Origin of the sequence: Paraburkholderia sp. UCT70 (assembly GCF_050434085.1) — a bacterium.
In the GTDB taxonomy this organism is placed as follows: domain Bacteria; phylum Pseudomonadota; class Gammaproteobacteria; order Burkholderiales; family Burkholderiaceae; genus Paraburkholderia; species Paraburkholderia tuberum.
The window spans coordinates 4,318,706-4,339,687 of sequence record NZ_JBNPVZ010000004.1 but is presented as its reverse complement, the minus strand read 5'-3'; the positions used below and the strand labels follow the sequence as shown (position 1 = coordinate 4,339,687).

Below are 20,982 nucleotides of genomic sequence, written 5' to 3'. Positions count from 1 at the left end.
TGCACCCCGAGCTCTGAACCCGACAGCCCGTCTTACGACGACGAAGGCGTCTTCCTCGGCATTCCGAAGCCACCGAGCAACGCGGCCAGCTGCCGCTTCGGCGCCGTCTTTTGCGGCGCGGAGTTCGACGCGGCCGTCTCCTCGATCTTGCGCACCGATGCCGGCGACGGCTCGTACGGCTTCAGGAAGAAATCGTCGACCGGTTGCGCGCGATGATGATGCGGACGGTCATACGAACCCGACGCCCCGCCCGTGCGACGGCGGCTGCGCTCGTCGCGCGATTCGCTGCGATCGCGGCGCGGCGGACGGTCCTCGTGATGATGGCGCGCCGGCGCCTCGACGGTCAGGCGCTGCAAGTCGAGCGGACGCTTGATCAGCTTCTCGATGTCGGCCAGTTGCTTGCGCTCGTTCGGGCTGCACAGCGACAGCGCGTCGCCCGATGCACCCGCGCGGCCCGTGCGGCCGATCCGGTGCACGTAGTCTTCGGCGTTGAACGGCAGGTCGAAGTTGATCACGGTCGGCAGTTCGACGATGTCGAGACCGCGCGCGGCGACATCCGTCGCGACGAGCGCCTCGACTTCGCCGCGCTTGAACGCCTCGAGCGCCTGCATGCGCTCGCTCTGCGTGCGGTCGCCGTGAATCGCGGTCGCGACCACGCCGTCGCGTTCGAGGCTGCGCGCGAGCCGGCTCGCGCCGATCTTGCTGTTGCAGAACACGAGCACCTGCTTCAGGCCACGCTCGCGGATCAGCTGCACGACCGCGCCGGTCTTGTCGCCCTCGGCGACTTCGTAGACGATCTGCGTGACATTGGTCGCGGTCGAGTTGCTGCGCGCGACTTCGATGGTCTGCGGGTTGCGCAGATACGTCGCGGCGAGCTTCTTGATTTCGCCCGAGAACGTCGCGGAGAACAGCAGCGTCTGGCGCTCTTTCGGCAGCAGGTTCAGGATGCGCTGCAGGTCGGGCAGGAAGCCCATGTCGAGCATGCGGTCGGCTTCGTCGAGCACGAGCATCTGCACCTGGCCCAGGTTCGCGGTTTTCTGCTGCACGTGATCGAGCAGACGACCTGGCGTCGCGATCAGGATTTCAACGCCGCGGCGCAACTGGTCGGACTGCGGATTCATATCGACGCCACCGAACACGACCGCGCTGCGCAGCGCCGTGTGCTTCGCGTACGCCTGCACGTTCGCGGCGACCTGGTCGGCGAGTTCGCGGGTCGGCGTGAGGATCAGCGCGCGGACCGGATGGCGCGCCGGCGACGCGCTCGTACTGGCCTGCGGCAGCAGACGCTGGATGATCGGCAGCGAGAAGCTCGCGGTCTTGCCGGTGCCGGTCTGCGCGGCGCCCATCACGTCACGGCCTGCCAGTACGACCGGGATCGCCTGAGCCTGGATCGGCGTGGGCGACGTATAGCCCGATTCCTTGACGGCTTTCAGGATGTCGGGCGCGAGGCCGAATTGATCAAAAGTCTCGGTACTGGGCGTGACGGCTGTGTCGGACATGGTGGCTTTCGCTAAAAATGCGCGTGGCGCGATGCGCGCAGCAGCGGTCGGGACCGCGGAGGGCATCATAATGAAGGTGGAGCCATGTCGTTCCGCGCGAGACCCGTTTGAGTTCGGTTAATGCGGCCGGCTCCGGCTGGCGGAAACACCCGCCGAAAGCCGAGCATTGTAGCACTTCAGCAAAAACGCTCGTGACAGCCGACTGGCGGCTCCCGGCCGTCGTTTCGGTCGAAGCGTAGTGCGCACAAACGACAGTGGCGTGACAGCCGGGCGCTTTGGCGGGCGCCCGGCTGCGGGCGACCGGCGGCATCAGCCAGCCGCGCCGCGCCGCACTGGCCCCATTGCGAACCGCCGCCCCGCCCCCGCTCACGTCAGATCGATCCCTTCACCACGTCTCGCGCATCACCATCAGCCGCAGTTCGGTCATATCCTCGATCGCGTAGCGCACGCCCTCGCGCCCGAGCCCCGAATCCTTGACGCCGCCATACGGCATGTTGTCGACACGGAACGACGGCACGTCGTTGATCACGACGCCGCCCACTTCGAGCGCATCCCATGCGCGATGCGCATGCGCGAGCGAATCGGTGAACACGCCGGCCTGCAGGCCGAAGTCGCTGTCGTTGACCTGCGCGAGCGCCGCCTCGAAATCGTCGAAGCGCTCGAGTATCGCAACCGGCCCGAACGCCTCCTTGCGATACAGATCGGTGTCGCGCTTCACGCCTTCCAGCAGCGTCGCCTCGAACATCGCGCCGTCGACCTTGCCGCCCGCGACGATCTGCGCGCCCCCCTGCACCGCCCCCTCCATCCAGCCAGCGAGCCGCTTCGCTTCCGATTCGGAGATCATCGGCCCGACGAAGGTCTTCTCGTTCTTCGGATCGCCCATCACGAGCGACTTCGTCTTCGCGATCAGCTTCTCGCGCAGCGCGTCGTAGACGCTCGTGTGCGCGAGAATCCGCTGCACGCCGATGCAGCTCTGCCCCGACTGATAGAACGCGCCGAACGCGAGCCGGTCGACCACGTAGTCGAGCTTGCCGCCCTGGTCAGCGTCTACGATCGCCGCCGCGTTGCCGCCCAGCTCCAGAATCACCTTCTTCTTGCCGGCTTTGCGCTTCAACTCCCAGCCGACCGCGGGCGACCCGGTGAACGACAGCAGCTTGAAGCGCTCGTCGGTCGTGAACAGGTCGGCGCCGTCGCGATGCGCGGGCAAAATCGAGAACGCGCCCTTCGGCAGATCGGTTTCCGCGAGAATTTCGCCCATGATCAGCGCACCGACCGGTGTGCGGCTCGCCGGCTTCAGCACGAACGGCACGCCGGCCGCGATCGCCGGCGCGACCTTGTGCGCGGTCAGGTTCAACGGAAAATTGAACGGCGAGATGAACGAGCACGGCCCGATCGGCACGCGCTTCACATAGCCGTGATACCCGTTCGCGCGCGGCGAAATCTGCAGATTGATGATCTCGCCGTCGATCCGCACGCTCTCCTCCGCGGCGACCTTGAACGTATCGATCAGGCGCGTGACTTCGCCCTTCGAATCGTTGATCGGCTTGCCCGCCTCGATGCACAGCGCGAGCGCGAGTTCATCGTAGCGCTCGCGAAAGCGCTTGACGCAATGTTCGAGCACCGCCTGGCGCTTGAACGGCGGGTAGGCGCGCATGGCGGGCATCGCATCGACTGCGTGGCCGATCGCCTTGTCGATCGCGGCCGCGTCGGCCATCGCGACGCGCGTGGCGACTTCGCCGCTGAATTTGTCGGTGACTTCGAGATCGGTGTTGGCGGCCACCGGCTCGTTGGCGAGGTAGTACGGATAGGTTGTCTGCAACATGTCGCACTCTCCTTGATTCGATGCACGGATGCTCAAAGCCGCGCGGACAGCCGCTTGATCTCGCGATTGAGCACGCGCTCGTTGTCCGAATAGTCGATCGGCAGGTCGATCACGTGCACGCCCGGCGTCGCGAAGCACTCGCGCAACAGCGGCGCGAACTGCTCGGCCGCCTCGATCCTATGCCCCTGGGCGCCATAACTCTGCGCATAGGCGACGAAATCCGGGTTCGCAAGCGTCATGCCGTAGTCCGGGAAGTTCATGTTCTCCTGCTTCCAACGGATCATGCCGAACGCGTCGTCGCGCAGAATCAGGATCACCAGATCGAGCTTCAGCCGCACCGCCGTTTCGAGCTCCTGCGAGTTCATCATGAAGCCGCCGTCGCCGCACACGGCGATCACCTTGCGCTCGGGATGCACGATCTTGCTCGCGATCGCCGACGGCAGCCCCGCGCCCATCGACGCCAACGCGTTGTCGAGCAGCAGCGAATTCGGCTCGTGCGCGCGGTAGTAGCGCGCGAACCAGATCTTGTACATGCCGTTATCCAGACACACGATGCCGTCGACCGGCGTGGTCTCGTACACGTCGTTGACGATCCGCACCGGGTACATCGGGAAGCGATCGTCGTGCTGGCCTTTCATCAGATGCGCCTCGAAGTGCTCCTTGATCTCCTTGAAGCGCGTGAAGTCCCAGTGCTCCTGACGCGTCTTCAGGCTCTCCTTGAGTTGCCACACCGCGTTGGCGATATCGCCGACCACTTCGATCTGCGGGAAATACACCGGATCGACTTCGGCGCCCAGGAAGTTCACGTGGATCACGGTCTTTTCACCCGCCTCGCCGCTGCGCATGAAGAACGGCGGCTTTTCGATCACGTCGTGACCGACGTTGATGATGCAGTCCGCGAGTTCGATCGCGCGGTGCACGAAGTCGCCGTCGGAGAGCGTCGCGTTGCCGAGCCACATAGGATGCGATTCGTCGATCACGCCCTTGCCCATCTGCGTGGTGAAAAACGGAATGCCGATCTGGTCGACGAACTCGCGCAGCATCTTCGTCGTGGTTTTGCGGTTGCCGCCCGCACCAATCATCAGCAGCGGATGCTTCGCGGCGGTGATCGCCTCGACCGCGCGCGCGACCGCCTTCTCCTCGGCGACCGGACGGCGGCTGTAGCTCTTCGGAATCGGCTTGCCGTCGCCCTCCTCGTGCGCGACGTCCTCGGGCAATTCCAGATGCGTCGCGCCCGGACGCTCTTCCTCGGCGCGGCGCACCGCCTCGCGCACCGTCGCCGGAATATTGCCGATCGACACGATCTGCCGTGTGTATTTCGTCAGCGGCTCCATCATCCGCACCACGTCGACGATCTGGAAGTGCCCCTGCTTGCTCGACTTGATCGGCTTCTGGCCCGTGACCATCAGCATCGGCATGCCGCCCAGCTGCGCGTAGGCGGCCGCGGTCACGAAGTTGGTCGCGCCGGGGCCGAGCGTCGCCAGACATACTCCCGTGCGGCCGGTGAGCCGCCCGTAGGTGGCGGCCATGAAGCCGGCCGCCTGCTCGTGGCGCGTGAGGATCAGACGGATTTTCGAGCGGCGCAGCGACTCCAGCAGATCGAGATTTTCTTCACCGGGGATGCCAAACACATACTCGACACCTTCGGCTTCCAGCGATTTGACGAACAGGTCCGATGCTTTCATTGAGGGTCTCGCTTGATGACTCGGGGAACGGACAATCGAAGACGACAACGACGGCTGCGCGCGAAACACCGCACCGCGCGCGCGGCATGGCAAACGGCATGGCGAACGCCCTGCCGGACAGCTTACTACTCGAACGGAAACGATGCGCGCGAGCGCACGAGGCGGCGCGGGGGACAGGAAGCCAGGCGCGAGAAGAAGCAGGCGGCGGTAGGGGATGAAGCCGCCGCATGAGGTGCATGTGTCCGCCGATCAGCAAATCAGCGAATCACGGTCACGCAGTCGGAGAGAATCGGCGGCGCGTTCTCGCCGCTCATCAGGTCGTACAGGTTGGCGCGGGGACCCTTGGTCCACCAGGTGTAGCTGCCGGCCTGGTACTTCGCACCGGACCCCGAGATCGTGTTGACGAACAGCATCGACGCGCCTTTCACCGGCAGCACGGCGAAGCTCTGGCCGTTCTGCGCGTTCCAGTAGGTGACTTGCAGGATCTTGCCGGTCGCGCAGGTGTATTTGCGCGTCTGGTGGTTCTTGCCCTCGATGTGCTTGAACTGCAATGGCGCGGCCGATGCGCCGCCGGAAGATGCTGCCAGCCAGGCCACCATCCATGCTGCCGTCGTGAGGATTGCAACACGCCATGTCTTCATCGAACACCTCGATTGTTGCGGGGGTCAGGCAGGGAAGGCAACACCGGCAGCGACGCCGGTCACGGCCGAGTCACAGGCAGCTCATGGGCGATTCACGGACAGCTCAACGACGCTTCAAGGATCGATCACGTCGGCACACGCATCGGTCGGCGCTGCGGCGACGTGGCCGACCACCGGCACGATCTTCAGTCCCGCCGAAGCGATCCGGCACGGCGCGGCCGCGAGCCCGCAGCCGCTGATGCCGGCGCACAGCGCGAACGCCACGCCGAGTGCGCCGACCCGGCGAAGCGCGCCGCGCCATGGATTGCTGCGCGATTCAAGCGCCATACGATCCTCTACTCCGATCTCTTTGCTTCGATAAGCCGGAAACGAATGCGGTGGGCCCTTTCGTGTGCGTCCCGCACACTTTTGCGCTGCGCCTCGCCGCCTGTCCGTTACTTCGCCGACACCGGCCGCACCGCGGCCGCCGCCTGCCTGGCACGCGAGCGCGCTTGCTCGATGTTCTCGCCGGTCGCGAGCGCGACGCCCATGCGACGTTTGACGAAGCTTTCCGGCTTTCCGAACAGGCGCAGATCCGCATTGGGCACCGCAAGTGCGGCCGCGACGCCTTCGAACGCGATGCCGGCCTCGTCGCGACCGCCGTAGATCACCGCCGACGCGCCCGGCGCACGCGGCGACGTATCGACCGGCAGGCCGAGGATCGCGCGCGCATGCAGTTCGAACTCCGAGAAGCGCTGCGAGCACAGCGTGACGAGCCCCGTGTCATGCGGACGCGGGCTGACTTCCGAAAACCATACGTCGTCGCCGCGCACGAAAAGTTCCACACCAAACAGGCCGCGGCCGCCGAGCGCCGCCGTCACCTTGTGCGCGATCTCGCGCGAACGCTCGAGCGCGAGCGGGCTCATCGGCTGCGGCTGCCACGATTCGACATAGTCGCCCGCGATCTGCACGTGGCCGATCGGATCGCAGAAATACGTGCCGACCGCGCCGCTCGCCGGGTCGATCGCGCGCACGGTGAGCTGCGTGATTTCGTATTCGAAGTCGATGAAACCCTCGACGATCACGCGCCCGAAATTCACGCGGCCGCCCGCCATCGCGTACTGCCAGGCGGGTTCGACGTCGGCGTCGCTGCGCAGCACCGACTGTCCCTTGCCCGACGACGACATCACCGGTTTCACGACGCACGGATAGCCGACCTTCGCGATGCCCGCGCGCAGCTCGTCGAGCGAATCGGCGAATGCGTACGGCGAGGTCGCGAGGCCTAGCTCTTCCGCAGCGAGGCGGCGGATGCCTTCGCGGTTCATCGTCAGTTGGGTGGCACGCGCGGTCGGGATCACCTCGGCGAGCGCCTCGGTTTCGATCGCGGCGAGTTCGTCGGTGGCGATCGCCTCGATTTCGGGGACGATCAGATGCGGGCGCTCCTGCTCGATCAGCGCGCGCAGCGCGGCGCGGTCGGTCATGTCGATCACATGCGCGCGATGCGCGACCTGATGGCCCGGCGCGTTCGGGTAACGGTCGACGGCGATCACTTCGACGCCCAGCCGTTGCAGCGCGATGATCACTTCCTTGCCGAGCTCGCCGGCGCCGAGCAGCATCACGCGCGTCGCGGATTCAGAAAGGGGCGTGCCGATCCGTTGGCCGATCTGCATGGGAACTCCAGATAAAAGTCGGGATGAGGGTGGGATTGGATAGACCGCGATGTTAACATGCGGGCCCCTTGCCGCGCGGCGCTCAGGGTGCGCTCAGGGTGCGCTTTGGGTGCGCTCGCGAGGCCGTGGCGGTCGAGCGGAACCGTGCCGCCGCGTCGACGTTCGCAGCCGCGATCACGTCACCGCGAGCACCGCTCGCGCACGACAAGCTTAGTACGTTACCCTTACGCCTTCGCCAGTTTGAACAGGAACGACGCCATGCTCATCCGCTCCCGCCCGCGACCTCTTGCGCGCATCATTCCGTGCCTGCGCACGGCCGTCGCCGCGTTGAGCATCGCCGCGCTGCTCGGTGCCTGCGCGATCCCGAAGCATCCGGACTCGTCGGCGCCGCCGCCTGATCCGTTTAATCCCGCCGCCGCGCAACTGCTCGACGACACCAGCTGGGTGCTGAGCTCGTGGAAGAACGCCGACGGCACGGCGCGCGCGGTGCCGTCGGAGGATCAGAAGCCGCTCACGCTGACGTTGTCGACCGAAGGCGGCCGGCGTCACGCGAGCGGCTTTTCCGGCTGCAACCGCTTCATGGGTTCGTACATGCTGAAGGACGGCAAGCTGAGCTTCGGTTCCCTCGCCGGCACACGCATGGCGTGCGTCTCGCCGGGCGGCGACATCGAGAAGCCGTTCCTCGACGCGCTCGAGCGCATCGATCGCACCGGCGTGCAGATGCGAGCGCCGCAGCAGATGCAGCTGATCCTCGACAACGGCGACACCCTGATGTTCGATCGCAGCGACAAGTGATGCGAGTTTGCGCCGCGTTCGGGATTCGCGCCGGCCTTCGAAGCCGCGCGCTGCGCCGTTTAAACTCGACGGATTGCGCTTGCGCGCGCTCCGTCATTCGTAGATGTCTGGTATGCACACGGTAGTTTTCGGCTGGTTCGGCGGGTCGGCCGTCTGGTTCATTCCTCTTTTGTGGCGCCTCGTCAAGTCGATGCTGCCGGGCGGCGCGGGTCTGCGCGGCCCCGGCACGATCCGGCTGTGGCTCGGCTTCGTCTGCGTGCTGATCGCGAGTTGCACGCTCGAGGGCTCGCTGATCGGCATCGCCGGCATCAATGGTTTCGGTCATGCGCTCGCCGCGGGGCTTGGACATCTGCTCGGCCATGTCGGCACGCCGCTCGCGGCGCTCGCGCTGCTCGTGATCAGCCTGCCGTGGCTCGTCGACTTCCGCTGGAGCGACGTCGCCGTTTGGGCCGACGGCGCGTTCGGCCTCGGTCTGTCGCGGGGACTCGCGAAGCGCGACGAGGATGCGCGCCGCCACCGCAACGTCGACGACGGCGCGCCGTCGCATGTGTCGCCTGCTACCAACACGATGGCGCCGCGCAATAGCAAGGGTCGCTACGCGCGGCCGACGGTGTGGCGTCCGCCCGCGAGCGGGCGCGGCGCGGGCTCCGCCGCTGCTTCCGGCACGGCGGCGGCTGGCATCGCGGTTAGCAAGGACGCTTCCGCCCGTGGCGCCGGCGCAAGCTGGCGAGCCGATGCGGCCGCTGACGCGGCGCGCGGGCAAGTCAAGCTGACCGAGCCGGTGCTACGCACGGGGTCGAGCGCGTCGCCGCGCCCGGCAACGTCGACGGCAACGCAGGCGCTGCATGCGGACAAGGCTGCGAACAGATCCGCCGCACCATTCGTGCCGACCGAGCCGGTTGCGCCGACCGGCTGGTTGCGCAGCACGGAGCCGCGCGCGGCCACGGCGGCGGCATCGCTGGGTGCGGCGGGTGCATCGGCCGAATCGGGCATGTCGGCTCGTGATGGTGCTGCGCAGGTCGGGCGGCGCTCGGTCGGAGATCAGCGTGCGGCCGCGTCGTTCGGCTCCAGTGCCGCGTTGGCGGCGACGGCCGCCAACGCGGCCGGCGTGTCGGCGCGAGCGGCACAGGCAATGGGGGGCCGCGCCGCCGCCTCGGGCGCCGGTATCGGCATCACAGCGGGATCGATGAATGCCGCGGGCCACGCAAGCCGCCCGTCGTCGCTGTCACGTCCGGCCGACGGCAGCGCGCCGCTCAATCGCGGCGCGACGCCGCGTCAACCGTTCCCGGCCGCTTCGCGCGCCAACAGCGTGACCTCGCCGTCGACCGTGCACCGGCCTACATCGAACTTCACGCGAACGACGACGAACGCGTCGACGGTCGCGCCGCCCGCGAGCGTCGAGGAAACGCTGCGCAGCATCGCGGAAAACGCCGCGCGCTGGACCGACATCGCCGGCGTGAGCCTGGCGCGCAGCCGTGGCGCCGATAGCGCGAAGATTGGCGATGCAGAGCGTGCGTCGACGACGTTCGATGTGCCACCGGCGCAGCGGGACGTGCTACCTGTCGAAAACGGCGAGACGGTTGCGGCGCCGCAGGCGCAGAGCGTGGAGAGTTCGGCGCGGATGGTGTCGCCGGCGCAGTCGCAGCAAGAAACCGCATCGGTCGAGTTGCCGGCTGAGCGTGCGGTGGCCGAGTCCGAGACGTCGGTCGAGGGCGGCAACGAAGCGGTTGCGCAATGGCCGACCGAACCGCCCGTCATTCATGCGCCGCTTACGGCTGCGCCGCAGACGACGACTGCAATCGAGTCGATGGCCGACGTGGCTGCTGCGGCTGTCGAATCCGCGGTTGTCGAGCCATCGGCATCCGCTGTGGCTGAGCCTGCCGCCACCGAACCCGCCGCAAGCGCGCCGCAACATGAGTCGCCGACGGCGACGCCATTCGAGCGCTTCGCAGCCAGCCTACGGGACGATGCTTCGCAAGAAGACGCACCGGCGGTCCAAAACGATTCGACGCAGACAGCGACAAACACCAGCGTCCCGGCATCGCAGAGGGAGGAATCCGCGCGAACCGTCGAACCGGCCACCGCCGACACCGCGACGCCTCCGCAAGCGCTGGCTCCGGCAGCCGAAATCGTCATCGACAAGACGCTCGTGCCTTGGGAGAGCAAGCTCGGCCCCGCCGCGGCTCACCGCGCGGCCGCGTCAGCGGACTCGCCGCAGACGGAGGCCGCCGCGCCGTCGAGCGCAAGCGTGCCGCCGTGGTCCGGCGCGACGGTCTCGGAACTCGCGAGCGAACGTGCGCAGTCAGGTGAGCCCGCGACGTCGCAAGCCCCTGCCCTGCCCGCTGTGAACGAGCCCGCGAACACCCCCGCAAACGACTCGCCGTCGTCGACTTCGACGAGTGCGGCGAACCTCGCTATGCCGGCAACCGCACCGGCCGTCGTCTCGAACGTAGTCCGTTTCCCGGGCTCTGCCGCGCCGGCGACCAGCATCGAGCCTTCGGTCGGCGCAAGCGCAACGCCTGTCGCGAACACGCCGGCCGTCGAACCGTTGCCCGCTCCGTCGCCCGCTCCGTCGTCTTCACCCGCGCTAACACCGCAACCGCAGGCCCAATCCGCCGACCAACCCGCTACCGAGCCCGCCGGCCGCCCACCGCTGCGCGGCCACGCGCCGGTCAACGGCTTCGAGTTCCACGCGCCGGCCGCATCGATGGTCGAACTACCGACGCTCGATCTGCTCGCCCCCGCCGATGCGAACATCGAACCGATCTCGGATGAAATGCTCCGCGAAACCGGCCTGCTGATCGAGCAGCGCCTGCAGGAATTCAAGGTGCCGGTGATGGTGGTCGGCGCATCGGCGGGTCCGGTCATCACACGCTTCGAAGTCGAACCGGCGCTCGGCGTGCGCGGCAGCCAGATCGTCGGTCTGATGAAGGACCTGTCGCGCGGTCTCGGTCTCACGTCTATCCGCGTGGTCGAAACGATTCCGGGCAAGACCTGCATGGGCCTCGAACTGCCGAACGCGAAGCGCCAAACGATCCGCCTCTCGGAAATTCTCGAGGCGAGCGTCTACCAGAACTCGCACTCGCGACTCACGCTTGCGATGGGCAAGGACATCACCGGCCATCCAGTCGTCGCCGATCTCGCGAAGGCGCCGCACATGCTGGTGGCCGGCACGACCGGCTCGGGCAAATCGGTCGCGATCAACGCGATGATCTGCTCGCTGCTGTTCAAGGCGACGCCAGAGGAAGTGCGCCTGATCATGATCGACCCGAAGATGCTCGAACTTTCGGTTTACGAAGGGATTCCGCATCTGCTCGCGCCGGTCGTCACCGACATGAAGCTCGCGGCCAACGCGCTGAACTGGTGCGTCGGCGAAATGGAAAAGCGCTACCGGCTGATGTCGGCCGTCGGCGTGCGCAATCTCGCCGGCTTCAACCAGAAGATCCGCGACACCGAGGCGAAGGGCAAGAAGCTCGGCAACCCGTTCTCGCTGACGCCCGATGCGCCCGAGCCGCTGGCGCCGCTGCCGCTGATCGTCGTCGTGATCGACGAGCTCGCCGACCTGATGATGGTCGCCGGCAAGAAAATCGAGGAGCTGATCGCGCGGCTGGCGCAGAAGGCGCGCGCGGCCGGCATCCACCTGATCCTCGCGACGCAGCGGCCGTCCGTCGACGTCATCACCGGTCTCATCAAGGCGAACATTCCGACGCGCGTCGCGTTCCAGGTGTCGTCGAAGATCGACTCGCGCACGATTCTCGACCAGATGGGCGCCGAGTCGCTGCTCGGCCAGGGCGACATGCTGTTCCTGCCGCCGGGCACCGGCTACCCGCAGCGCGTGCACGGCGCGTTCGTCGCCGATGAGGAAGTGCATGCGATCGTCGAATATCTGAAGCAGTTCGGCGAGCCACAATACGAGGAAGGCATTCTCGACGGCCCGGCCGCCGATGGCGGCGCGGCCCAGGACCTGTTCGGCGAAGCGCCGGATGCGGAAGCCGATCCGCTGTACGACGAAGCGGTCGCGTTCGTCGTACGCACGCGGCGCGCGTCGATCTCGTCAGTGCAGCGGCAGTTGCGCATCGGCTATAACCGCGCGGCGCGGCTCGTCGAGCAGATGGAGACGGCCGGCCTCGTGTCGGCGATGAGCATCAACGGCAGCCGCGAAGTGCTGGCGCCGGGGCCGGCGGAATGAGCGCCCGGTGAATCGCTAACCGGGTCGGCGATGATCCGGAAGAAAAAACGGACAGCCTCAGGATGTGAGCTGTCCGTTTTTCATTTACCCGCGCGTGCCGCGCATCACGACGGTGATACCAGCTTGAAGTCGACCGGCGAGCCGAGATCGAAATGCTGCTTCGGATTCGGATCGAGCAGCCCCGTCTGCGGATCGCGCTTGAACACATAGACCGTGTCGCTCAGTTGATTGCCGACGATCAGCCAGTTACCGGTCGGATCGATGGCGAACTCGCGCGGCGATTTGCCGAGGCTCGACTGCCGGCCGATCTGCTTCAGGTGTCCAGTGGAGGGATCGACCGAGAAGATCACGATCTCGTTCGCGTCGCCGCGATTGGACGCATACACGAAGCGTCCGTCCGGCGACATATGGATCGCCGCCGCGCCCACCTTCCCCTTGAAGTCAGGCTCGCTCAATGGCAGTGTCTGCACGAGCTTCAGCCTGCCGTCGTGGTAGTCGAACGTGCTGACGGTCGCCGCGAGTTCGCTCGTCAGATACGCGTGCTTGCCGTCCGCGCCAAAGATCAGATGGCGCGGACCCGTGCCGGCCTTCTGCTGCGTGTAGCCCCAGTCCGTCGCGATGAATGGACCCGCGCCGGCGCTGCTCTGCGGCGCGTAGCGGTACGAGTACAGCTTGTCGGCGCCGAGGTCCTGCGCGAACAGATAGCGGCCGTCAGGCGAGAACACCGTCGAATGCACGTGCGAGTTGTCCTGCCGCCCTTTCACCGGACCGCCGCCCTCGTGATGCACGGTCTGCACCGAGGTGCCGACCTGGCCGTTCGCCTGCAGCGGAAACACCGCGAAACTGCCGCCCGGATCGGGCGCGACCGAATAGTTCGCGCTCAGCAGATACTTGCCGTCCGCCGAGATGCTCAGATAGCACGGATCATTGCCGTCCGACGACACCTTGTTCAGAAACGTCAGCTGCCCGCGCGCGGCATCGAAGCCGAACGCGCTGATGCCGCCGCGCTGCGTGGCCGGGCCGTTGTCACCGGGCAGTTCGTTGACCGAATAGACGAAGCGGCGGTCGCGGCTCACGACCAGAAACGACGGATTGACCGTCTGCGCGACCGACACCTGGGTCGCCGCGCCGGTCTTCGTATCGAAGCGAAAGACGTAGATGCCCTCGCTCTTGCCGCTGGTGTAAGTACCGACCAGCATCGTATAGACGCCGTCCGTGGGGACCGGGCCAGAATCTTGCGCATACGCGTGCGAAGCAACAATCGAAACCATGAGCGCGAAACCTCTTATTATCGAACGGGCGGCTAGCAACGGCGCTGGCCGCGTTGCGCGCCGGGCGGTGCTTTCCACCGTGCAATCCGCGGCAGATGGAGCGGCGCGGGGAGCGCCACGCGGACGGGAACCCTGAAAGGCAACACTGGCAAGAACAGAAGTAAAAACGGAAGTCGGAACTGGGCGCACGGCAATACGCCCGACGGCACGGCGACTGTGAAGCATGAGACCTCCTCGACAACGGTTGTCTGGTACGGGCTCGCGTATGAGCCGGGGTACGAGCGGTTGTAACGGTGTCTGGTCTGCCGCGCCGCGAATCGAGCGTCGTTCCATGTTGTTGTTGTCGAAGTCAGTATAAGAGCGTCAGGTCGGATCATGCAGTGAATCCGCCGCTGCGGCACGGTCTGCGCCAGCGGCTTGGGTCCCGCGCGGCGGGACGTTTTTCAATCGTTTTCTCAATCGCGCATCACGCGTCTCAACCACGGAGTCTCCATGAACGTCACTCTCAGCCTGGGTCCGCTCGTTTCGCTGATCGCCGGCATCCTGATCCTGATCATGCCGCGCCTGTTGAACTACATCGTCGCGCTTTACCTGATCATCATCGGCATCATCGGGATCTTCGGCGTGGGCTCGTCGCATCTGTGAGCGACAGGCGCCGCGACGCCGGGCGTGAGATTTGTGTCCGGTATCGAGGTGGTTTCGCACGAAGAGAAGGTTCGCTGAGTGCCAGCGCCACTCGCCCGTGTGAGAGCGCGGCAAATGTCACGCCATGATATATGCGGGAAGCGGGCATCGCGCGCAAGATGGACGCGCGCGACCGCCCGCGCCACGCGAGCGATCGACCTGACGCGACGCGGCGTGAAGATACGGATAGGAAATGCGAAGGCGCGGTACGAAGGGATGCGGCGAATGACCGGCGCGGATACGCCAGGAACCTGCGCTACGAACGCTCGGCCCTACCGCTCAACCGTTCGCCAGCTGTTCGAGCCGCAGGCGCCCCTGCAACGACAGCGCGCCGACCGCATAATGATCGGCATCCTGCTGATAGCGCCGGAAGCAGGCCCGCTCGACCAGGAAGGAGGCGGCAGCCAGCATGCCGTTGCGGCTCAGGCCGAGCCGGCCATGATCGAGTGGCAGCATGGAGTCGCCGGCAAGCTGGCTGGCGGCCGAGAGAATCGTGATGCAATCGGATTTCGAAGGGTTCAGCATGGCTTTCGTCCTCGGAAACGGCGTCTGCATGCGCCATGAGCAAGGCCGATTCGCAGTCCGGCAGCTCGCCGGACATCGGCATGAAATTTGATTGTATGCATGGATTTGACAATTTTCCAACCCGCGTTTTGCCGCACTGTGCGGTGAACCAAACACTGCCGATCGTGGTCCGGTAATAACACCCACTCGAAGCGCGGCTGCTGTCGCCGTCCGTAATAACGACTCGTTTTCCGACACGCTTTCCATGCCTGCACACATCGAAGACTACGCACTCATCGGCGATGGCCATACCGCCGCGCTCATCTCCCGCGAGGGTTCCGTCGACTGGCTCTGCTGGCCGCGCTTCGACTCGGGCGCCTGCTTCGCCGCGCTGCTCGGCTCGCCCGACAACGGCCGTTGGCTGCTCGCCCCCGCCACCGAGGGCGAGCACGGCGCGCCGACCATCACGCGGCGCTATCGCGGCGAAACGCTGATCCTCGAAACCGACTTCGAAACGCCCGACGGCGCCGTCACGCTGATCGATTTCATGCCGCCCGGCAACGGCTGGTCGGAGCTGATCCGCATCGTCGTCGGCAAGCGCGGCACCGTGCGCATGAAGATGGAACTCGTGCTGCGCTTCGACTACGGCTTCTCGATTCCGTGGGTCGACAAGCTCAAGCACGACAGCGGCATCAAGGCGATCGTCGGCCCCGACAACGCGGTGCTGCGCACGCCGGTCGAACTGCATGGCGAAGACATGAAGACCGTCGCGGAATTCACGGTAACCGAGGGCGAGCGCGTGCCGTTCTCGCTCGCGTACGGGGCGTCGCATCTGCGCATTCCGCCCGCGCGCGATCCGCACACGTCGCTCGCGCGCACCGAGAACCACTGGCTCGAATGGGCGGCGCGCGGCACCGTCGAAGGACGCTGGGCCGGGCCGATCCGCCGCTCGCTGATCACGCTGCGCGCGCTCGCCTACGAGCCGACCGGCGGCATCGTCGCGGCGCCCACCACGTCGCTGCCCGAGCGGCTCGGCGGCACGCGCAACTGGGACTACCGCTACTGCTGGCTGCGCGACGCGACCATCACGCTGCTCGCGATGATGCGCGGCGGCTACTACGACGAAGCGCGCGCCTGGCGCAGCTGGCTCGGCCGCGTGATGGCGGGCGCGCCGGACCAGTTGCAGATCATGTACGGCATCGGCGGCGAGCGGCGCCTGCCCGAATCCGAAATCGACTGGCTGCCCGGCTACGAGGGCGCGAAACCGGTGCGCATCGGCAACAATGCGGTCGGGCAGCGTCAGCTCGACGTCTACGGCGAAGTGATGAACGCGCTGCATCTGGCGCGCGTCGGCGGCCTGCAGGCGGACGTCACCGCGTGGAGCGTGCAGCGCGCGATGCTCGAGCACCTGAGCACGATCTGGCGCGAACCCGACGAAGGCATCTGGGAGACGCGCGGCGGCCCCGAGCATTTCACGTTCTCGAAGGTGATGGCGTGGGTCGCGTTCGACCGCGCGATCCGCTCGGCCGAAATGTTCAAGCTCGACGGCCCCCTCGACGAATGGCGCGCGATGCGTGACACGATCCACGCCGAGGTCTGCGAGAAGGCGTGGAATCCGGAGCTCAACGCGTTCTCGCAGTACTACGGCAGCGATCAGCTCGACGCGAGCGTGCTTCTGATGCCGCTGGTCGCCTTCCTGCCGCCGCACGATCCGCGCATCAAGGGCACGGTCGAGGCGATCGAGCGGGACCTGATGCACGGCGGCTTCGTGCTGCGCTACCGCACCACGGAATACGACGACGGCTTGCCACCGGGGGAAGGCACCTTTCTTGCGTGTTCGTTCTGGATGGTGGATAACCTTGCGCTGCAGGGTCGCGTGCAGGAAGCAATCGAGATGTACGAGCGGCTGCTCGCGCTGTGCAACGACGTCGGCCTGCTGTCCGAGGAGTACGACCCGGTCGATAAACGTCTCGTCGGCAATTTTCCGCAGGCGTTCTCCCACGTCGCGCTCGTGCACACCGGACTGAATCTGATGAAGCACGAGCAGGAGATGGCGCAGGCGACCGGCCATCCGGCGCATAACGGCATCCACGCGATGAAGCTTGAGGTTCAGGCAAGCCCTGATAGCGGCGGAGCAGCATCGCCGTTAGCATGACGCAGTGACAATTTGCGTACACTGAATGCGAATATTGTTGCATTGCACAAATTTGCCTTATTCGATATTATCGATCTGACTGTCGGCCGACAATAATGTGCCTACAACCACAATGGCCCGCCGCAACGCCTCACGCGTGTTTGCGAAGCCCCATGCGAACCGCTTAATACGGAGCAAACATGCTCTATCAATTTCACGAATTCCAGCGGGCGATGTTGAGCCCCCTCACCGCCTGGGCTCAGGCCGCATCGAAATCATTTGCGAATCCGGCCAGTCCGCTAGCCTATGTGCCGGGCGCCACGCGCCTTTCCGCCGGCTACGAACTGCTTTACCGGCTCGGCAAGGACTATGAAAAGCCCGAGTTCAATATTCACCAGATTGTCAAAGACGGCCATAACATTCCGATCGTCGAGCAGACGTTCATCGAAAAGCCGTTCTGCCGTCTGATGCGCTTCAAGCGCTTCGCGGACGACAGCGAAGCTGTCAGCCAACTGAAAGACGAACCGGTCGTGCTCGTCTGCGCACCGTTGTCAGGACACCACGCCACACTGCTACGCGATACCGTGCGCACGTTGCTGCAAGACCACAAGGTCTACATCACCGACTGGCTCGACGCGCGCATGGTGCCGCTAGAAGCCGGCTGGTTCGGTCTGAACGACTACATCGCGTATATCCAGGAATTCATTCGCCATATCGGCGCGAAGAATCTTCACGTGATCTCGGTGTGCCAGCCGACCGTGCCGGTGCTCGCCGCCATTTCGCTGATGGCGAGCCGCGGCGAGGACACGCCGCGCACGATGACGATGATGGGCGGCCCGATCGACGCTCGAAAGAGCCCGACCTCGGTCAATTCACTGGCCACGCAACACTCGTACGAGTGGTTCGAGAACAACGTGATCTTCACGGTGCCGCCGAACTATCCCGGCGCGGGCCGCAAGGTCTATCCCGGCTTCCTGCAGCACACCGGTTTCGTCGCGATGAATCCGGAGCGTCACGCGGCGTCGCACTGGGATTTCTACCAGAGCCTGCTGCGCGGCGACGAGGACGACGCCGAAGCGCACCGCCGGTTCTACGACGAGTACAACGCGGTGCTCGACATGGATGCCGATTATTACCTCGACACGATCCGCGTCGTGTTCCAGGAGTTCCGTCTTGCCGAGGGCACGTGGGTCGTCAACGGCGAACCGGTGCGGCCGCAGGACATCACGACGACCGCGCTGTTTACGATCGAAGGTGAACTCGACGACATATCCGGCGACGGCCAGACTTACGCGGCGCACGACTTGTGCAGCGGCATTCCGGCGAAGAACAAGCGTCACTTCACTGCGGAGAAATGCGGCCACTACGGCATTTTCTCGGGCCGCCGCTGGCGCACGATCATTTACCCGCAATTGCGCGACTTCATTCTCGAGCACAACAAGGCAGCAAAAACGACGAAAGAAAAAGTCGAAGCCTGAGCATTAAACTTGCATTAGCATATAAAAAGCCAACGGTCCCGTTCGAGGCCGTTGGCTTTTTTATCGCGCTTTGTTCGTGATACTGATTTTTTGCCGCGGCCATGTTCACCGCGGCACTACCCGTTACTTTCTCAACAGATACGCGAGCAGCAGTTCGGTATTCATCTGAATCACCTCGCTGCGTTCGGCGGCGCTGCTGAAATCGCGGCCGAGCGTCGCCTCGAGCGTGAAACGGTTCGACACGATGTAGTAGCCCATGCCCGAGAGCGTCACGTAAAAGCGCAGCGGGTCGATGTTCGTGCGAAACAGCCCCGCGCGCTGCCCACGTTCGAGAATGCCGCCGAGCGTGGCGACGATCGGCGAAATCATTTCGCGTATGCGCGTGGACTTCTGCATATAGCGTGCTTCATGCAGATTCTCGTTGTTGATGAGCCTCAACAACTCGGGATGATCGCGGTAGTAGTCCCACACGAAATGCGCGAGACGCGTAACCGCCTCGACCGGCGCGATTCCGTTGAGTTCGAGCGTGCGTTCCGCTTCGTTGAGTGCGCTGAACGCGTGCTCGAGTACCGCGGTGAATAGCTGCTCCTTGCTACCGAAGTAGTAATAGAGCATTCGTTCATTGGTTTCCGCGCGGCGAGCGATCTGATCGACCCGCGCGCCGAACAACCCTCCATTTGCAAACTCTTCCGCCGCCGCGAGCAAGATGCGGCGCCTCGTGCCTTCAGGATCTCTTTTGATTTTCGGCTGATTCATGGTGGCATCGTCTTCGTGAGCCGCGTTCTCCGGATCGCGCCGCCGGCCTCTCCTCGAGCCTTTTTGTGGCGGCGTTTAGCGGGCGCGTCGTGGTTGGGAAACACACCCTTTTCTGCGGTCTTTCGAATGAAGCGCTTCGATTATGGCACATGGATTGCGAATGGCAATCCGGGAAATCGGCGATAATGTGCTATTTAGTTCAGGTCGTGCGATCGCACGGCAAACCCCCGCGCCGCAACCGTGACAGACGTCAAAACACTCGCGGATCGCATCGAAGATCTGCTGCCCCAAACGCAATGCACGAAGTGCGGTTATCCCGCATGCCGTCCGTATGCCGAAGCCGTCGCCAATGGCGAGGCGAACTATAACCAGTGCCCGCCCGGCGGCGCCGAGGGCATCGCGCGCCTCGCCGCGCTGCTCGGCAAACCGGTGATTCCGCTCAATTCGGCCAATGGCGTCGAACGTCCGCGTCCGTTGGCGGTTATCGACGAACAGGTGTGCATCGGCTGCACGCTGTGCATGCAGGCGTGTCCGGTCGACGCGATAGTTGGCGCACCGAAACAGATGCACACCGTGGTCGCCGAGCTATGCACCGGCTGCGACCTGTGCGTGCCGCCCTGCCCGGTCGACTGCATCACGATGCTCCCCGTGACCGGTGAGGCCACCGGCTGGGATGCATGGAGCCAAAGCCACGCGGACGCGGCGCGGGCGCGTCATAACCGCCACGAGACCCGTCTCGCGCGCGAGCGCGACGCCGCCGAAGCGCGCGCTGCGGCGCGGCGAGCCGCAAGCGCGCCGCCGGCTGCGCCGGACGCGCTTGCGGCAAGCGGCGCAACAGTGCCGTCCGAGGCTCCCGCCGCCCCGATTGCGGACGACGCGGAAGCGAAGAAACGCGCGATCATCCAGGCCGCGCTCGAACGCGCGCGCAAGAAGAAGGAAGACTTGGCCGCGAAAGGCGAGGGACCGCTGAACACCGAGAACGTCAGCGCCGACGTGCAGGCACAGATCGACGCCGCCGAAGCGCGCCGCCGCCGTCTCGGTCTTGCCAGCGGTGGCGACACGCCCGGCTCGGAGCAGCAGTCCGACGAGTCAAATGAGTCAAACGAGTCCAATCCGCCGTCCAACTCGCCGCCAACCGCGCGCTGACCACGCCGACGCAACCCGGCCCACTCACACGGACCCGCTCCGCATGAACGCGAACAAACGCCGCGCGATCTACGAAACGCTTCAGAGCCTCAATCCGCATCCGACCACCGAGCTCGAGTACACGACGCCGTTCGAACTGCTGATCGCGGTGCTGTTGTCGGCGCAGGCGACCGACGTGTCGGTCAACAAGGCGATGCGCAGGATGTTCCCGGTCGCGAACACGCCGCAGAAGGTGTTCGACCTCGGCGAGGAAGGTGTCGCGAGCTATATCAAGACGATCGGTCTGTATCGCACGAAGGCGAAGAACGTGATCGCGACCTGCCGCATTCTGCTCGACCGGTATGGCGGCGAGGTGCCCGAGGATCGCGCGGCACTCGAAGGGCTGCCCGGTGTCGGCCGCAAAACGGCCAACGTGATCCTGAACACCGCATTCGGCCATTCGACCATCGCGGTCGACACTCACATTTTCCGCGTCGCCAACCGCACCGGCCTCGCGCCCGGCAAGGACGTGCGCGCGGTCGAAGCGGCACTCGAAAAATTCACGCCTGCCGAATTCAGGCAGGATGCGCACCACTGGCTGATCCTGCATGGACGCTACGTGTGCAAGGCGCGCCGCCCCGAATGCTGGCATTGCGCGATCGAGCCGCTGTGCGAGTTCCGGCCGAAGACTCCGCCACCCGATCTATAAGGCCGGCCCAGTTCGAGACCCGAGGCCGTGCAGCGCGCCTG

At 65.5% G+C, this 20,982-nt stretch carries 16 protein-coding genes; 7 read left to right on the top strand and 9 right to left on the bottom strand.

Features of this window, described 5'->3' with window-relative positions; genetic code table 11:
- Nucleotides 1-32: 32 nt before the first annotated feature.
- From OKW41_RS45765 to purT, 6 genes are all read right to left on the bottom strand, one after another.
- A complete protein-coding gene (locus OKW41_RS45765) occupies nucleotides 33-1,499 on the bottom strand; it encodes a DEAD/DEAH box helicase (RefSeq protein ID WP_429576460.1) in 1,467 nt (488 codons plus the stop codon).
- 385 nt (nucleotides 1,500-1,884) lie between these two features.
- Complete coding sequence (locus tag OKW41_RS45760) at nucleotides 1,885-3,321, bottom strand: aldehyde dehydrogenase family protein (RefSeq protein ID WP_429576459.1); 1,437 nt, start codon at nucleotides 3,319-3,321, stop codon at nucleotides 1,885-1,887.
- 32 nt (nucleotides 3,322-3,353) lie between these two features.
- A complete protein-coding gene (locus tag OKW41_RS45755) occupies nucleotides 3,354-5,006 on the bottom strand; it encodes an acetolactate synthase large subunit (protein ID WP_429576458.1) in 1,653 nt (550 codons plus the stop codon).
- Nucleotides 5,007-5,263: 257 nt separating this feature from the next.
- Nucleotides 5,264-5,647, bottom strand: coding sequence for an MliC family protein (locus OKW41_RS45750; protein WP_429576457.1), 384 nt, complete (start codon nucleotides 5,645-5,647; stop codon nucleotides 5,264-5,266).
- A 114-nt stretch (nucleotides 5,648-5,761) separates the two neighbouring features.
- Complete coding sequence (locus OKW41_RS45745) at nucleotides 5,762-5,974, bottom strand: DUF6726 family protein (protein WP_184045813.1); 213 nt, start codon at nucleotides 5,972-5,974, stop codon at nucleotides 5,762-5,764.
- Between the two features lie 107 nt (nucleotides 5,975-6,081).
- Nucleotides 6,082-7,296, bottom strand: a complete 1,215-nt coding sequence (gene purT / locus OKW41_RS45740; RefSeq protein ID WP_429576456.1) for a formate-dependent phosphoribosylglycinamide formyltransferase — start codon at nucleotides 7,294-7,296, stop codon at nucleotides 6,082-6,084.
- A 258-nt stretch (nucleotides 7,297-7,554) separates the two neighbouring features.
- On the opposite strand from purT, the gene OKW41_RS45735 reads away from it, so the two are divergent.
- Nucleotides 7,555-8,091, top strand: coding sequence for an META domain-containing protein (locus OKW41_RS45735; protein ID WP_184065657.1), 537 nt, complete (start codon nucleotides 7,555-7,557; stop codon nucleotides 8,089-8,091).
- Between the two features lie 112 nt (nucleotides 8,092-8,203).
- Nucleotides 8,204-12,280, top strand: a complete 4,077-nt coding sequence (locus OKW41_RS45730) for a DNA translocase FtsK (RefSeq protein WP_429576455.1) — start codon at nucleotides 8,204-8,206, stop codon at nucleotides 12,278-12,280.
- Nucleotides 12,281-12,384: 104 nt separating this feature from the next.
- Here the strand turns inward: OKW41_RS45730 and OKW41_RS45725 are convergent, their stop codons facing one another.
- Nucleotides 12,385-13,776, bottom strand: a complete 1,392-nt coding sequence (locus OKW41_RS45725) for a lactonase family protein (protein ID WP_429576454.1) — start codon at nucleotides 13,774-13,776, stop codon at nucleotides 12,385-12,387.
- A gap of 267 nt (nucleotides 13,777-14,043) precedes the next feature.
- Here OKW41_RS45725 and OKW41_RS45720 point away from each other — a divergent pair, with 267 nt between their 5' ends.
- Entirely contained in the window at nucleotides 14,044-14,196 is a 153-nt protein-coding gene (locus OKW41_RS45720; RefSeq protein WP_013088853.1) for a DUF3096 domain-containing protein, read from the top strand.
- A 318-nt stretch (nucleotides 14,197-14,514) separates the two neighbouring features.
- Here the strand turns inward: OKW41_RS45720 and OKW41_RS45715 are convergent, their stop codons facing one another.
- Nucleotides 14,515-14,760, bottom strand: a complete 246-nt coding sequence (locus OKW41_RS45715) for a hypothetical protein (RefSeq protein ID WP_090803648.1) — start codon at nucleotides 14,758-14,760, stop codon at nucleotides 14,515-14,517.
- 244 nt (nucleotides 14,761-15,004) lie between these two features.
- Between OKW41_RS45715 and OKW41_RS45710 the strand changes: the two genes are divergently transcribed.
- The gene (locus OKW41_RS45710) at nucleotides 15,005-16,894 is read left to right on the top strand and encodes a glycoside hydrolase family 15 protein (RefSeq protein ID WP_429576453.1); all 1,890 of its coding nucleotides are present in this window, start codon (nucleotides 15,005-15,007) and stop codon (nucleotides 16,892-16,894) included.
- A 179-nt stretch (nucleotides 16,895-17,073) separates the two neighbouring features.
- Nucleotides 17,074-18,351 carry a polyhydroxyalkanoate depolymerase gene (locus OKW41_RS45705; protein ID WP_429452356.1) on the top strand — a complete coding sequence of 426 codons (1,278 nt, stop codon included), beginning with the start codon at nucleotides 17,074-17,076 and terminating at the stop codon, nucleotides 18,349-18,351.
- 123 nt (nucleotides 18,352-18,474) lie between these two features.
- Here the strand turns inward: OKW41_RS45705 and OKW41_RS45700 are convergent, their stop codons facing one another.
- Nucleotides 18,475-19,107, bottom strand: a complete 633-nt coding sequence (locus OKW41_RS45700) for a TetR family transcriptional regulator (RefSeq protein ID WP_013088849.1) — start codon at nucleotides 19,105-19,107, stop codon at nucleotides 18,475-18,477.
- 240 nt (nucleotides 19,108-19,347) lie between these two features.
- Between OKW41_RS45700 and rsxB the strand changes: the two genes are divergently transcribed.
- Complete coding sequence (rsxB, locus tag OKW41_RS45695; protein ID WP_429576452.1) at nucleotides 19,348-20,253, top strand: electron transport complex subunit RsxB; 906 nt, start codon at nucleotides 19,348-19,350, stop codon at nucleotides 20,251-20,253.
- A gap of 43 nt (nucleotides 20,254-20,296) precedes the next feature.
- The gene (nth, locus tag OKW41_RS45690; RefSeq protein WP_429576451.1) at nucleotides 20,297-20,941 is read left to right on the top strand and encodes an endonuclease III; all 645 of its coding nucleotides are present in this window, start codon (nucleotides 20,297-20,299) and stop codon (nucleotides 20,939-20,941) included.
- The last annotated feature ends 41 nt before the right edge of the window (nucleotides 20,942-20,982 follow it).